We start from the raw sequence: 13,947 nt of genomic DNA on the forward strand, positions 1-13,947 counted from the left end.
TTCTCCACCGCGCCGCCCGGAATCAGCTGTCGTCGTGCCGGAGGTGCGTCACATCGCCTGCCGAGACCACGAGCTCGGCCGGCGAGCCCCCGTCGCCGGTGTCGACCACGAGACGCCCGGTGGCGTCGATCGCCCGGGCGACCCCGGTGCGGAACACCCCGCCCGGCAGCTCCACCCGCACCGCCCGCCCGAGCGTGGCCGAGACCTCCGTGGCGGCGGCCAGCAGCCCGCTCGCCTCGGGGTCGCCGTCGCTCGAGAGCCACGCGGCGTAGAGGGCCGTGAACTCGCGGAGGTAGGCCGACAGCACGCGGTCGGCTGCCGCATCCTCGGGCCGGGCCCCGGCGAGCAGCAGCGAGGTCGACGTGGGCGTCGGCAGATCGGCCGCCTCGAGCGAGAGGTTCACCCCGGTGCCGATGACCACGCCGTCGGCTCCGGGCAGCAGTTCGGCGAGGATGCCGCACACCTTCTTCTCGCCGATCAGCACGTCGTTCGGCCACTTGAGCGCCACGCGCGCACCCGCACCCGCACCCGCACCCGAGCCCGCGCCCACACTCGACCCCACACCACCGGATGCCTCCCCCAGCACCCCCGCCACGGCCCGCGCCATCGCCACCCCGGCGAGCAGCGACAGCATCCCGAACCGCTCCACCGGCACGGGCTCCCCGGATGCTCCGCGCGGCCGCACGAGCAGCGACACGGCCAGCGAGGCCCCGGCCGGCGCCACCCAGCTGCGGCCGAGGCGACCGCGGCCCGCCACCTGGTCGTCGGTCGCCACCACCGAGAGGTCGGGCCAGGCGGCGGCCGACGGCCCGGCGGCGGCCTGGGCGAGCACGTCGTTGGTGGACCCGGCCTGCGGCAGCCAGTCGAGGCGGGCGGCGAGGGCGGAGGAGAGCGGGAGTTCCATGCCGCCAAACTACCCACTCACAAGCCCGGCCACGGCTTTTGTAGGGTTTCGGCAACGGGATGGCCCGAGGGCTGGCCGGTAGAGTGAACGGCGTGAGTGAAGATCTGACGACGCAGCCCGACATGTACACCACGGCGGGCAAGCTGACCGACCTCAAGAACCGCTACCACGAGGCCGTGACGGCATCGGGCGAGGCGGCGATCGAGAAGCAGCACAAGCGCGGAAAGAAGACCGCCCGCGAGCGCATCGAGCAACTGCTCGACCACGGCAGCTTCGTCGAGCTCGACGAGTTCGTGCGTCACCGCACCCACGCCTTCGGCATGGAGAAGTCCCGCCCCTACGGCGACGCGGTCGTCACCGGCACCGGCACCATCCACGGCCGCCAGGTCGCCGTCTACGCGCAGGACTTCACGATCTTCGGCGGCTCGCTCGGCGAGGTGGCCGGCGAGAAGATCATCAAGGTGATGGATCTGGCGCTGAAGACCGGCGTTCCCATCATCGGCATGCTCGACTCCGGTGGCGCCCGCATCCAGGAGGGCGTGGTGGCCCTCGGCAAGTACGGCGAGATCTTCCGCCGCAACACGGCCGCGAGCGGCGTTATCCCGCAGATCTCCATCATCATGGGCCCGGCGGCGGGCGGCGCCGTCTACTCCCCCGCCCTCACCGACTTCGTCATCATGGTCGACAAGACCAGCCAGATGTTCGTCACCGGCCCCGACGTCATCAAGACCGTCACCGGCGAAGACGTCGGCATGGAGGAGCTCGGCGGCGCGCTCACGCACAACAAGATCTCGGGCGTCTCGCACTTCCTGGCGAGCGACGAGGACGACGCGCTCGACTACGCCCGGGCCCTGCTCAGCTACCTCCCCGACAACAACCTGGCCGAACTCCCCGTCTACGACAGCGTTCCCGAGCTCGAGATCACGGATGCCGACCGCAAGCTGAACACGATCATCCCGGACTCCCCGAACCAGCCCTACGACGTGCACACCGTCATCGAGCACCTCGTCGACGACGCTGAGTTCCTCGAGACGCAGCCGCTCTACGCGCCGAACATCGTGGTCGGTTTCGCCCGCATCGAGGGCCGCAGCGTCGGCATCGTGGCCAACCAGCCGAGCGCGATGGCCGGAACCCTGAACATCGAGGCCGGCGAGAAGGCCGCGCGCTTCGTGCGCTTCTGCGACTCCTTCTCGATCCCGATCCTCACCCTCGTCGACGTGCCCGGCTACCTGCCCGGCACCGACCAGGAGTGGACGGGCGTCATCCGCCGCGGCGCGAAGCTGCTCTACGCCTACGCCGAGGCCACCGTGCCGCTGGTCACCGTCATCCTGCGCAAGGCCTACGGCGGCGCCTACATCGTGATGGGCTCCAAGCAGCTCGGAGCCGACATCAACCTCGCCTGGCCGACCGCCGAGATCGCGGTGATGGGCGGCCAGGGCGCCGTGAACATCCTCTACCGCGGTGAGATCAAGCGGGCCGAGGAGGCCGGCGAGGATGTCGCGGCCGTGCGCACCAAGCTCGCGAACGAGTACACCTACAACGTGGCCTCGCCCTTCCTCGCGGCCGAGCGCGGCGAGCTCGACGGGGTGATCGAGCCCGCGGCGACCCGTGTGGCCGTCACCAAGGCCTTGCGCGCCCTCAAGACCAAGCGCGCGAGCCTGCCGCCGAAGAAACACGGCAACATCCCGCTCTAGCCGGTGCCCGCATCCGGTTCAGCGGATGCACGGGGTGCGGTCAGATGATCGACCGGGAACTGACACAATGGTCTCAGACGTCATCCATGGGGGAACACGGATCGCCTCGATCCGCGGCGTCGGAGGAGACGAACCACCCGCATGCCCGTGTCTGCTCCGAGCAACGCCCGCAACGCCCTCGTGGTGGACGACACCCCCGAACAGGCCGAGCTCGTGGAGCTTCTCCTGCAGCGCCTGGGCTACGCGGTGGTCACCGTGAACACGGCCGAGGCGGCCATCGTGGCCTACGCCGCCCTCGAGCCCCAGATCGCCATCGTCGATCTGCTGCTGCCCGGCATCGACGGCTGGGCGCTCGTCACCGCGATGAAGCGCGACGTACCCGGCTGCCTGCTGCTCGTCACGAGCGTGCTCGAGCTCGACGAGTACCCGGTGGTCGACGGAGTGCTGCCGAAGCCGTTCAGCGCCGCCCAGCTGGCTGCTGAGCTCGACCGGATGTTCGCCGCCTAGCATCCGCGAGGGGCGCCACAGAGACAAGGGGACACCATGCGGGTTTTGATTGCCGACGACGACCAGGATCTGTGCGATCTCATCACGATCGCCGTGGAGAAGGCCGGCTACACCGTGGTCGCGGCCGTGTCGAACGGCGCGGAGGCCTGGAACCTGCTGCAGAGCGACGAGGTCGACCTCGCCGTGCTCGACATCTCGATGCCCGAGCTCACCGGCCTCGAGCTCACGGAGAAGATCCGAGCCGACCCCGAGCTGCGGGAGCTGAGCATCCTCATCATCACCGCCAACGTGCAGCCGAGCACCGCGGAGGCCGTGCACCTCGCCGGCGCGAACGGCCTCATCACCAAGCCGTTCGTGGTGATGGACCTGGTGGCGTTCGTGCGTGACGTGGCCGATCGCCTCTGATGCCCACCGCTCGGGCGCGGGCCCGCCGTTTTCTCGACACCGCCGATCGGCCGGCGATCAAGCAGGTGCCCACGGCGGCGGCCTTCCTGTTGGCGAACGTCTTCATCCTCCTACCCGGGTCGGACGGCTCGGTCGAGGCGAGCCCCACCGGGGTTCTCGTGGCCGACCTCGTCGTGGCGATCGCCACTGTGCTCGCCTTCGTGGTTCCGTGGGATCGGCACGGCCGCAGCTGGCAGCTGATCGTGCCGCTCGCGAGCATCGCCGCCATCATCGTCCTGCGCATCGCCACCGGCGGAGCCCAGTCTCCTTACGGCGGGCTCATCCTGCTGCCGATCGTCTGGATCGCCGCCGAGGAGGGCCGGCGCAACGTGGCGATCGTGCTCGCAGCCGTCGCCGCGAATCTCACCCTGCCCTATGCGATCGGGCAGTCGCACGTCTCGGGCGCGGAGGACTGGATCCGGGTCGCCTTCACCCCGATCACCTTCACGATCGCCGCGGCGCTCATCAACCAGCTCAGCTCGGTCTCGCGCTCCCGCCAGCGCAGCGCGGACGCCCTGCTCGCCGAGCGCGACGAGCTCATCGACTCCCTCGCCGAGGCCGTGCGCGTCGCCGAGCACAGCGAGAAGGAAGCGGCGGTGGCCGCGCGCCTGATGAACAGCGTGTGGGATGCGATCACAGAGCAGGCCATCATCGGCACCGACCTCGACGGCGCGATCGACGTCTGGAACGGCGGCGCCGCGCAGATCCTCGGCTACTCCGAGCAGGAAGCGCTCTCGGGGATGCGTATCGTCGACCTGCACCTGCGCGAGGAGGTGCTTGCCGAGTCCGGCGCCGGGGGAAGTCCGTTCCCCGGCCGTTTCGCCGCACTCACCGACGTCGCCCGCGACGGCGCCGCCGACGTCCGCGACTGGACCTACCGCCGCCGCGACGGCTCCACCTTCCCCGCCCAGGTGGCGATCACGCAGCGGACGGATGCGCTGGGCCGGCCCTCCGGGTTCATCTTCGTCGCGACCGACGAGACGCGGGCGAAGGAGATCGAACGCCTGAAGGACGAGTTCTCCGGACTCATCTCGCACGAGCTCCGCACCCCGCTCAGCTCCATCCTCGGCTATGCCGAGCTCCTGCGCCTCGACGACGACCCGCCGCTCAGCGCATCGCAGCAGAAGTATCTCGGCGTCGTGGAGCGGAACGCCAAACGCCTGCTGCAGCTCGTCGGCGACCTGCTGTTCACCGCCCAAGTGGAGGCCGGCCGGTTCTCGATCGCGGCCGTCCCGGTCGAGCTGCGCGCCCTGCTCAAAGCCTCGGCCGAGAGCGCCCGGCCGAACGCCGAGAAGGCGGGCATCGCGCTCAAGCTCGTCGACGGAGAGGGGCCGCTCCGGCTCACCGCCGACCCCACCCGCCTCGGGCAGGCGGTCGACAACCTCGTCTCGAACGCCGTGAAGTTCACCCGCCGCGGCGGCACCGTGCGCCTGGAAGCGCGCCGGGAGGAAGCACGCGTGGTGATCACCGTCACCGACACGGGGGTGGGCATCCCGGCCGACGAGCTCGATCGCCTGTCGGAGCGCTTCTTCCGCGCCTCGACGGCCACCAAGAACGCCGTTCAGGGCGTCGGGCTCGGCCTCACCATCACGAAGGCCATCGTGGTCGCCCATGGCGGAACCCTTGCCATCTCGAGCACGATCGGCGAGGGCACCTCGATCGCGATCGGCCTCCCGGCCTGACGGCCGGCGCCGCCGGCGCCGGGGCCCGCCCACGCGGCACGAGTACAGGTCAGGCGGTCGCGGTCTCCGCGGCGTGCTGCCGCGCGTTCCAAGCCGAAAGCACCATCTCGTCGAGGGTGTGACGCATCCGCCACTGCAGGTCGCGGGCGGCGAGCTCGCCGGTGGCCACGATGCGGGCCGGGTCTCCGGGGCGCCGCGCGGTGATCTCCGGCTCGAACGGGATGCCCGTCGCCGCCGCGACGGCCATCATGATCTCGCGCACCGAGACGCCGTCGCCCGACCCCAGGTTGTAGGCGGCCAGGAGGAGCGACCCCTCGTCGAGCTTGCGCGCGGCCTCCACGTGGGCGAGGGCGAGGTCGGCCACGTGGATGTAGTCGCGCACGCAGGTGCCGTCGGGGGTGGGGTAGTCGTCGCCGTTGATGCGCGGCGTGCGGCCGGCGAGCAGGGCGTCGAACACGAGCGGGAACAGGTTGTGCGGGCTCGAGTCGTAGAGCTCGACGCTGCCCGAGCCCACCACGTTGAAGTAGCGCAGCGAGGTGTGCCGCAGGCCGGCGGCCACGCCTTGATCGCGCAGCAGCCACTCGCCGATGAGCTTCGACTCGCCGTAAGGGCTCTCGGGGTTCTTCGGGGTGTCTTCGGTGACGATGTCGGTGGGCGGGGTGCCGTAGACGGCGGCGCTCGACGAGAACACCGCACGGTCGATGCCGGCGTCCTGCATGGCCTGCAGGAGAACGGCCATGCCGGTGACGTTCTGCTCGTAGGTGTGCAGCGGCCGCTGCACCGAGACACCGGCGTACTTGAAGCCGGCGATGTGGATGACCCCGGTGACCTCGTGCTCGGCGAGCGTCTGCTTCACCAGGGCCGCGTCGAGGATGCTGCCCCGCACGAACGGGACGGAGGCCGGCACGAAGCTCTCATGGCCGCTCGAGAGATCGTCGAGCACCACGCACGGCATCCCGGCTTCGCCGAGGGCCGCGACCACGTGCGATCCGATGTATCCTGCTCCGCCTGTGACAAGCCAGGTCATGGTGTCCTCCCGCTCGAATGTCCAGAGGAAACCCTATCGTCCGGAGGGGAACCCCCGTCTCACCGCACCAGCGTCCTGACGAGCGAGACGGCCTCCTTCGCCGACATCGAGGGCAGGTAGGCCCGGCCGATCGCGCCGCCGATGGTGGGCAGGGCCAACGGATCGGGATAGGCCATGTAGATGGTGTCGTACGTCGGGTTGAACTTCGCCTTGAACTTGAAGAGCGAGGAGAAGCCGTAGGCCGGCTCCAGGGTGCGCGCGAGGAACTCGGAGAGCTCCGTCATCACGGTCGGCGCCGGCGGCTCCTCGCCCTTCGGCACGGGCGGCTGCGCGAGCGGGGCGCCCGAGAGGCTCAGCACCTCCACGCCGAGCTCCTTCATGTGCAGGGCCGAGGAGGCGATGAGGTACTCCATCACCCCGGGCATCGAGCCGTCGGCCCGGCGCATGAAGTCGAGTGTGTAGCCGATCGCCACGCCATCGCGGTACACGGGCAGCCAGCTCGTGACCGCCGCGATGCGGCCCTCGGCGTCGATCGCGAGCATGAGGGCGACATCCGGGTCTTTGATCTCCTCGAGAGCGCCGAGGGTGAAGCCCATCTCGGGCAGCTCCTTCTCCGACACCCAGGCCTCGGAGATGGCGTTGATCTGCGCCACCTTGCTGCGCGAGAGCTCGTCGTAGGTGGTCCACACCGCGGTCATGCCCTCGCGCACGCCCTTGTTGAGCGAGGAGCGCACGTTCTGCCACGACTTGCCGGCCATCTCGAGCGTCTGCGGGTGCATGAGCGTCTCCTCGCCCACCGACATGTGCAGCCAGCCCATTCCCTCGAACACCGGCAGGAACTGCTCGTGCACGCTGTAGAAGACCGGCACCCAGCTGCGCGCGTCGCAGAAGGCGGCGAAGTCCAGCACCACCTGCTTCTCGGCGCCCGGCAGGCACACCGGGTCGGACATCGTGATGGCCACGCCGTTGATCACCCGGTAGGCCACCGCCGCATCGCCCGCCTCGTTGAACCAGTAGACGTTGCCCGGCCACGTCGTCATCCAGCCGAGCGTTCCCCCGCCGCCCCGGCGCAGCAGGGCGCGGATGCGCTGCGGGTCGCCCACACGCACCGACTGCTCGCTCGCGGTGAGCAGCTGGATCGCCGCCACCGTGAACACGGCCCAGAAGACCGGGCCGATCCACTGGAAGAGGAAGAGCACCACGGATGCCGTGGGCACGGCCAGGAAGCCCGTCATGCCCACCAGGGTGACCGGGAGGAACCGCCGCGGCACGTCGAGCACGAGCTCGACGATCGTGGTTCCGGGCGGGTTGTAGCTGTCGAGCGCGAAGGAACCCGCCACGAGGTAGATCGCCGAGAGAACCACGAACGCGCCCGCCACCACGACCACGAACCGGATGAACGCCTCCCGCGGCGCCTTGAGGGCGAAACGACGGCGGGAGAGGAAGAGCATCAGCGCCACGGCGAACGGCACCGCGATGGTCGAGCCGCCCCACACGACGTACTCGCCGATGTCGATCGCCTGCAGGTCGGGCTCGGAGGTCGCGGTGTCGACGAAGCCCGCCACCAAGCCGAGGAAGACGAAGGCCAGGACGATGAGGGCGAGGTTCGTGACGATGCCGAGCCAGAGCGCGAAGCGCCGCCCGCGGCGCAGTCCCCAGGCCGAGACGAGCAGCAGGGCGAGCGGAACGAAGGTGAGCACGACGGGGCCGAGCCCGCCGAGGGTGGAGAGACGGCTGATGCTCTCGCAGATGGCGGAGGTCGAGCTGGAGCACAGCTCCGTGATGTCACGCGCGCTCGGGAAGATGTCGCCGTAGAAGCTGCCGGCGAGGCCGAACGCGCCGCTCGACCCGGGGTTGAGCAGCGAGATGAGGGGGCCGAGCGCGGTGATCAGCACGATGGTGGCGATGAGCACGCGCACCTCGCCGAAGGAGCTCCTCAACCACACCACCCGGCGGCGGCTTCGGCCGATCAGGAAATGCCCGATCACGAGCCCCGAGATGGCCGCGATGAGCCGGTAGACGTTCGAGGTGTCGCCGTCGTAGAGGGCGAACATGATGAGGAAGCCGAAGGACACCAGACGCACCCGGCGGCGCCAGAGCGGACCCATGAAGGCGCTCGCGGCCAGCAGCGCGCCGACGATCGGAGTGATCGGGTCGCCCGTGAGGTCGAAGCTCGTGCCGTTCGCCCACCATTCCCCCGCGAGCGAGCCGATCCACTGCACGAGCACGCCGAGGCCCACGCCGAGCAGCCCGGTCACGAAGAACACGGGGAGCAGGCGGCGCCAGCCGAGCAGACGTTCGGCGACGCCGAGGAGCACGATCGAGGCGAGGATCGACAGCACGAGCTGGAACGGGTCCCACGGCACGAAGAGGGCGGTGACGATCGTCCACCAGTTGCCCATGTCGACGACGGTGGTGACGCCGGCGGTCCAGAAGGCCTGGGTGTCGGCCGAGGCCGGCCCGAAGAAGGTGCCGGTGACGAGGGACACCACCAGGACCACCGCCGCGAAGGCGAGGCTGAACGGGATCGTCACGAGGTAGTCCCGCGCGAAGGTGACGGTGTTGCGCATGCTGACGATTCCCCTCTGATCCCAGGGTTCTAATGTAGCCTCGTCGTCGTGAACGACTCGACCCCGACATCCCCGTCCGAGCCCGCGATCCGGGTGCTCTCGGCGAATCTGACGCCGGAGGAACTGGCCGCCGTCACCGCGGTGATCGACGCCGCGGTCGCGGAGGAGCTCGCCGAGGTTCTCGACGAAGTGCAGATCGGGCCATCGGCCTGGGAGCGCAGCCAGCGCGCCCTGCGCACACCCCTGCATCCGGGCCCCGGCGAGTGGCGCTCGTTCGCCGGCTGACTCCCGCGCATCGATTCTGGATGCTTGCTGGGCGCTCTCTGGACGAGATCGCGAAAATGTCCACCGAAATGCCTACTGTGCCCGTGTCTCGGGCCGAGCAGGATGGATATCGCTAGGTGTGGTTTCTTCGGAATCGCACCGCCGGACACAGGTCGACTAGGGTAAGCGGGCCCGTATCCGGGGGCGAGTCAGGGCGGTATTCGGGTTATCGTCCTGACTCGAAGCTTTCCGGGGGTCGATGCGAATCGGCCCCCGGTTCTTCATGTCGGGGCACCTCGAGCCAGAGTTCGAGTTCGGTGTCGTCGCTCGGCCCGTCGGCGGAGGCCGAGGCGGAGGCCGCACCCGCCTCCGCGGTGCGCAGGCCCACGATCGTGACGGCCACCTCGTCGTCGTCGTGGTGTGCCGTGCGCACCACGACCCGGTCGGCCGTCGTGCTGCCGATCTGGCGGGCGATCACGGCCGTGATGCGCGCGTGCTCCGCCCGGTCGAGGTCGTCGATGCCGCCGTCGTCGAGCAGCGTCACCTCCACGCCGCGGCGCCTCGCCGCGAGCACCTCGCGACGCACGGAGTCGTCGAGCAGGCGGCGGCCGCGGATCTCGTCGCGCATCGCCGCCTCGAGGTGCCGGCACTCCTCGCGCTCGGCCTCATCGAGCCGGCCGTCGCTCGTGACGATGAGACGCAGCATGGGCGCCACCATCCGGTCCATCTGACCGAGGCGCACCCGGCGCTCGTAGAATTCGGCCTCCTCCTGGGCGTGCCACTCCGCCGCACGCTGCTCGGCCTGCTCGAAGAGCGCCGCCTCGCGCGAGGAGCGCACGATCGACACCGTGGTCACGTGGGCCACGCCCACCCAGATCGGGCCGCCGATGGCTCCGAGGGCGGCGAGCGCGAGGGGGTCGTGAGACCACGCGAGCACGGCCGCGAGCATGACCACGATGCCGGCCCAGGCGAACCACGGGCGCTGGCGCACCACCGTGATGGTCATCAGGGTTCCGACCGCGCCGATGAACCAGGTGGCGTAGCCGTTGTCGGCCGCCGGGTCGAGCTGCGGCAGCACGAGGATGAAGCCCACAGCGGTCACCGCGAGGTTCACGGCGGCGACGCCCAGGGGCATCCGGAGCGCCGGCGAGGGCGCGAGGCTGAGGGCGCTGGCGGCGCCGTAGAGCGCCATCGCCACCACCGACGGCCACGGCGAAGCGGGCACGCCGATCGCATAGACGCCGAGCACGATGTGGTAGGCCGAAAACAGGGCGGCGAGCCCGACCAGCAGGATGCGCGGCATCGAGATCATGATCCGCTCCCCTCCTCGTCGGAGCGCTCGGCCGGCCAGGCGATCTGCACGCGGGTGCCGAGGCCGGGTGCCGAGGTCACGTCGACCGAGCCGCCCACCGAGCCCGCCCGCTCGCGGATGGAGATGCGCAGACCGAGGCGGTCGGCGGGGACCTCGGCGACCGCGAAGCCCTGCCCGTCGTCGGCGACCACCACGCGGAAGCGGAAGCCTCCGGACTCGCCCGCGTCACGGCCCGCCACCGTGATGGAGCGCCGGGCGCCCTCGCGGGCGTGCTGGATGCTGTTCACGATCGCCTGCACGGTCGCGGTGTACACGCCCTCGAGCACGCGCGCGGGCGCCGAGCCGCCGAGCTCCCCCGTGGCCTCGAAGGCGATCTCGGCGTCGAGCGTGTCGGCGAGGGCCCGGCAGCGCTCCACGAGCACGGCGAGCGGCAGATCGGCACCGCCCTCGGCCTCGGCGTCGGCGCTCTGCAGCGCCACGAGGGCGCGCTCCGCCATCCGCACCACCATCTCGCGGTCGGCCGGGGAGCTGCTGCGCGCCGCCGCGAGCAGGGTGGAGAGCACCCGGTCGTGGATGACGGTGTCCACCCGCGTGCGCTCCTGCTCGGCCGCGTGCCGGGTCGCCGCCTCGGCGTACCGCGCCACCGCGGTGGTCTGCGCCGCATCCACCCGCGAGGCCGTGGCCCTCAAGGCGGTGATTACGATGAGGGCGAACGCGCCGAGCAGCAGAACATAGACCGCGTCGAGCACGGCGAGCTGCCAGGATGCGCCGCCGCCGCTCGGCAGCATCCGCAGGCCCGCGAAGATCAGCGGCACCACGACCGTGTAGACGGCGGCCCACACGGTGGGCAGCGCGATGGCCGCCGCGGCGATGGCCACGAGCACCACGTACCAGAGCCAGGGCTGCCGGCCGAGCGCCGCCGTGGGCGAGAGCACGGCGAACGGCCAGAGCAGGAGCAGCACGACGAAGACACCGGCGACCACGATCATGCTCACCCGGATGCCGCGGCCGACCATCGAGCACACGAGGGCGGCGCCGATCGACCCGAAGATCCCGATCGCGATCCCCCACGCCCACTCGGGCTTCAGCGTGCCGGCGGTGGCGGCGAGCGCGGGCAGGGAGAGCAGGGCGAAGACGAAGCCGAAGAGCCCCTCGAGGCGTGCGAGCGTGGTGTCGAGCTGGGTGCGGCGCAGGGCTGCGGCGCGCGGGGGGCGGGTCGCGCGCATCCGGCTCCACCGTGCGGATGCCGCGCCGGCGGGAGGTTCGTCGACGGCCCTATTCGACATGCCCGTGTTCGTCGAGGGCGAGGATGCCGTCTTCGACGGCCCGGCGCAGCAGCTCGACCTTCGACCGGGCCGGCCGGCCCACCTCCACATACTTGGCACGGATGCGGTCGAGGTACTCCTTGGCCGTCGACACCTTGATGTTGAGCTTGAGCGCCACCTGCGAGAGCGGCAGCCCGCTCGCGTACAGGTGCAGCACGTCGCGTTCACGCTGCGCCAGCTGGGCCTTGCCGAACTCCCGGTCGGCGTCGATGGCGCTCGCCCACTCGAGGTTGTTGAGCACGTCGCCGCGGGCCACGGCCGCGATGGCCGCCATGACGGTGCTCGTGGCCGCCGACTTCGGGATGACGCCCGCGGCACCCGCTGCGAGCGCCTCGCGCACCAGGGCGACCCGGTCGGCGATGCTGTGCACGAGCACGGCCGCGCCCATCGAGCGGGCGTGCTGCACGTTCTCGGTGACCGTGAAGCCGTCACCGAGGCTGAGATCGAGCACCACCACGTCGCAGGGCCGGCCGGCGAGCACCACCCACAGCTCGCTCACCGACGCACTCGCGGCCACCACCTCGTAGCCGGCGTCGAGGCACGCGGCCCGGATGCCGAGGCGCACCGACTCGTGGTCGTCGACGATGGCCACCAGCACGGGCGCGGACGCGCTGCGCTGCGCATCCGCTGCCGGCGTCGGGCTGCTCTCGTCGTGCACCGTCAACTCCTCGCGAAGACCGGCCTCCATCCTACGGCCGTCGATCTGCCGGCGGCGGATCCGGCCGGGGGCCGGGCCCCGCCGTCAGGCCCGGTGACTCCCGCGCGGGCGGGTCAGGCCTTGGTGAACACGCCGATCGTCTCGACGTGATGGGTGTGCGGGAAGAGGTCGAAGGCGCGCAGGCCGCCCAGCTCGTAGCCGCCCTCGCGGAAGAGGGAGACGTCGCGCGCGAAGGCCACGGGGTCGCAGGCCACATAGACCACCTGCGCCACGCCGAGCCGGGTGAGCGAACCCACCACGAGCTTTCCGGCGCCCGAGCGCGGCGGGTCGATGACCATGGTGGCGGCCGAGAGCCGCTTGCGCTCCTCGGCGGTGGCCGAGCGCTCGAGCTCGGCGAGGTAGGAGTCGACCCGGGCGGTGACGGCGCGCGCTCCGAGCCACTCGGCGAGGTTCTCGGAGGCGTTGTCGGTGGCCACGCGGTCGCTCTCGACGCTCGTGATGCGGGTGGCCGGGCCGAAGCGGTCGCCGAGGGCCGCGGCGAGCAGACCCACCCCGCCGTAGAGGTCGTGGTTGGCGGCGCGGGGGTCGAAGAGCTCCGGCAGCGTCATGCTCTGCACGGCCTCGCTCAAGGTGCGGGCCGCGTCGCGGTGCACCTGCCAGAACCCGTTCTCGGCGAGGCGGAACTCGCGGTCGCCGACCTGCTCGACGATGGTGGCCGCGGGCTCGCCGGCCGGGGCGCCCGCGCCGGTCGCGGCGCCGGCGCGTTCAGGGGAGGCTCCGCGCGGCCCTCGCCCGCCGCGGCCGGCGCCGCCCGGGCGCGCCCCGCGCTCGCCCCGGCGCGGCTCGCGCCGGCCGGTCTTCGACTGCTCGGCGGCCACGAGCGACACCCGCACCTCGCCGCCCGAGGTCTCCACGAACTCGACGGCGGCGGCGCCCTGCGAGCCGAGGCTCAGCGCCTCGGCGATCTCGCGCGCCTCGGCCTCGATCGCCTCGGTCGCGAGCGGCAGCTCGTCGACCGGGATGACGGTGTGCGAGCGCGCCGCGTACGGCCCCACCCGGCCACCGGGCGCGATGTGCAGGCGCACCCGCGTGCGCCAGCGGGTGCCGGGGATGCGGGCCGTGCTCCCGGAATCGGATGGCGCCTCGCCCGGGCCGGCCACGGCATCCGCACCGATCGCCTCGACCTCCACGGTGCGCTCCACCTTGCCGAAGCGCTGCAGTGCGTCCTGCAGCACCTGCTGCTTGAGGGCTCGCTGGCGCTCGAGGGCGATGTGGCCGAACTCGGCCCCGCCGGCGCGCTGCTCGGGGTCGCGCTCGAGGGCCGCGGCCGCCCAGACGTGCGGCCGGCGGTCGGGCGAGGCCTCGAGCACCTCGACCGTGTCGGCGCGCCAGAACGACGACTTCGCGTCGTCGGCCACCCGCGCGAGAACGCGCTCCCCCGGAATCGCGTCGGCCACGAAGACCACGCGCCCGTCGAGCCGGGCGACGGTCACGCCGCCGTGGGCTACATTGTCGATGTTCAGTTCGACGAGCTCGTTCCGGTCTTCAGCCATCCTTCGA

General features: G+C 71.3%; 12 protein-coding genes. 5 read left to right on the plus strand and 7 right to left on the minus strand.

All coding sequences use genetic code 11. The features are described from left to right. Window positions 1-22: 22 nt before the first annotated feature. A complete protein-coding gene (locus VD659_RS01540) occupies window positions 23-904 on the minus strand; it encodes a biotin--[acetyl-CoA-carboxylase] ligase (RefSeq protein WP_423259390.1) in 882 nt (293 codons plus the stop codon). Between the two features lie 59 nt (window positions 905-963). Here VD659_RS01540 and VD659_RS01545 point away from each other — a divergent pair, with 59 nt between their 5' ends. The 4 genes from VD659_RS01545 (at window position 964) to VD659_RS01560 (ending at window position 5,231) form a co-directional block, all read left to right on the plus strand. Next, a complete protein-coding gene (locus VD659_RS01545) occupies window positions 964-2,598 on the plus strand; it encodes an acyl-CoA carboxylase subunit beta (protein WP_423259391.1) in 1,635 nt (544 codons plus the stop codon). 141 nt (window positions 2,599-2,739) lie between these two features. Beyond that, window positions 2,740-3,105, plus strand: a complete 366-nt coding sequence (locus VD659_RS01550; RefSeq protein WP_423259392.1) for a response regulator — start codon at window positions 2,740-2,742, stop codon at window positions 3,103-3,105. Between the two features lie 36 nt (window positions 3,106-3,141). Beyond that, window positions 3,142-3,510 (plus strand): response regulator, encoded by a 369-nt coding sequence (locus VD659_RS01555; RefSeq protein WP_423259393.1) that lies wholly within the window; start codon window positions 3,142-3,144, stop codon window positions 3,508-3,510. Beyond that, the gene (locus VD659_RS01560; protein WP_423259394.1) at window positions 3,510-5,231 is read left to right on the plus strand and encodes an ATP-binding protein; all 1,722 of its coding nucleotides are present in this window, start codon (window positions 3,510-3,512) and stop codon (window positions 5,229-5,231) included. The genes VD659_RS01555 and VD659_RS01560 overlap by 1 nt, the downstream gene beginning before the upstream one ends. 49 nt (window positions 5,232-5,280) lie before the next feature. Here VD659_RS01560 and galE read toward each other — a convergent pair whose 3' ends face one another. Next, window positions 5,281-6,258, minus strand: a complete 978-nt coding sequence (gene galE, locus VD659_RS01565; RefSeq protein ID WP_423259395.1) for a UDP-glucose 4-epimerase GalE — start codon at window positions 6,256-6,258, stop codon at window positions 5,281-5,283. A gap of 59 nt (window positions 6,259-6,317) precedes the next feature. Next, complete coding sequence (locus VD659_RS01570) at window positions 6,318-8,828, minus strand: phosphatidylglycerol lysyltransferase domain-containing protein (RefSeq protein ID WP_423259396.1); 2,511 nt, start codon at window positions 8,826-8,828, stop codon at window positions 6,318-6,320. Window positions 8,829-8,876: 48 nt separating this feature from the next. On the opposite strand from VD659_RS01570, the gene VD659_RS01575 reads away from it, so the two are divergent. Next, a complete protein-coding gene (locus tag VD659_RS01575; protein WP_423259397.1) occupies window positions 8,877-9,113 on the plus strand; it encodes an acyl-CoA carboxylase subunit epsilon in 237 nt (78 codons plus the stop codon). A 205-nt stretch (window positions 9,114-9,318) separates the two neighbouring features. Here the strand turns inward: VD659_RS01575 and VD659_RS01580 are convergent, their stop codons facing one another. The 4 genes from VD659_RS01580 to VD659_RS01595 form a co-directional block, all read right to left on the minus strand. Continuing rightward, window positions 9,319-10,404, minus strand: coding sequence for a hypothetical protein (locus VD659_RS01580; RefSeq protein WP_423259398.1), 1,086 nt, complete (start codon window positions 10,402-10,404; stop codon window positions 9,319-9,321). Further along, window positions 10,401-11,690 (minus strand): sensor histidine kinase, encoded by a 1,290-nt coding sequence (locus VD659_RS01585; RefSeq protein ID WP_423259399.1) that lies wholly within the window; start codon window positions 11,688-11,690, stop codon window positions 10,401-10,403. The genes VD659_RS01580 and VD659_RS01585 overlap by 4 nt, the downstream gene beginning before the upstream one ends. Next, window positions 11,680-12,327: a response regulator gene (locus VD659_RS01590; protein ID WP_423260032.1), complete on the minus strand. Its 648-nt coding sequence runs from the start codon at window positions 12,325-12,327 to the stop codon at window positions 11,680-11,682. The genes VD659_RS01585 and VD659_RS01590 overlap by 11 nt, the downstream gene beginning before the upstream one ends. A gap of 173 nt (window positions 12,328-12,500) precedes the next feature. Further along, window positions 12,501-13,940 (minus strand): class I SAM-dependent RNA methyltransferase, encoded by a 1,440-nt coding sequence (locus VD659_RS01595; protein WP_423259400.1) that lies wholly within the window; start codon window positions 13,938-13,940, stop codon window positions 12,501-12,503. Window positions 13,941-13,947 lie beyond the last annotated feature (7 nt).

It is taken from the genome of Herbiconiux sp. 11R-BC, from assembly GCF_049472555.1.
Lineage (GTDB): Bacteria > Actinomycetota > Actinomycetes > Actinomycetales > Microbacteriaceae > Herbiconiux.

Coding starts and splice junctions, on each gene's coding strand:
- VD659_RS01540 (WP_423259390.1), bottom strand. CDS start 904: ATGGAACTCCCGCTCTCCTCCGCCCTCGCCGCCCGCCTCGACTGGCTG.
- VD659_RS01545 (WP_423259391.1), top strand. CDS start 964: ATGGCCCGAGGGCTGGCCGGTAGAGTGAACGGCGTGAGTGAAGATCTG.
- VD659_RS01550 (WP_423259392.1), top strand. CDS start 2,740: ATGCCCGTGTCTGCTCCGAGCAACGCCCGCAACGCCCTCGTGGTGGAC.
- VD659_RS01555 (WP_423259393.1), top strand. CDS start 3,142: ATGCGGGTTTTGATTGCCGACGACGACCAGGATCTGTGCGATCTCATC.
- VD659_RS01560 (WP_423259394.1), top strand. CDS start 3,510: ATGCCCACCGCTCGGGCGCGGGCCCGCCGTTTTCTCGACACCGCCGAT.
- galE (WP_423259395.1), bottom strand. CDS start 6,258: ATGACCTGGCTTGTCACAGGCGGAGCAGGATACATCGGATCGCACGTG.
- VD659_RS01570 (WP_423259396.1), bottom strand. CDS start 8,828: ATGCGCAACACCGTCACCTTCGCGCGGGACTACCTCGTGACGATCCCG.
- VD659_RS01580 (WP_423259398.1), bottom strand. CDS start 10,404: ATGATCTCGATGCCGCGCATCCTGCTGGTCGGGCTCGCCGCCCTGTTT.
- VD659_RS01585 (WP_423259399.1), bottom strand. CDS start 11,690: ATGTCGAATAGGGCCGTCGACGAACCTCCCGCCGGCGCGGCATCCGCA.
- VD659_RS01595 (WP_423259400.1), bottom strand. CDS start 13,940: ATGGCTGAAGACCGGAACGAGCTCGTCGAACTGAACATCGACAATGTA.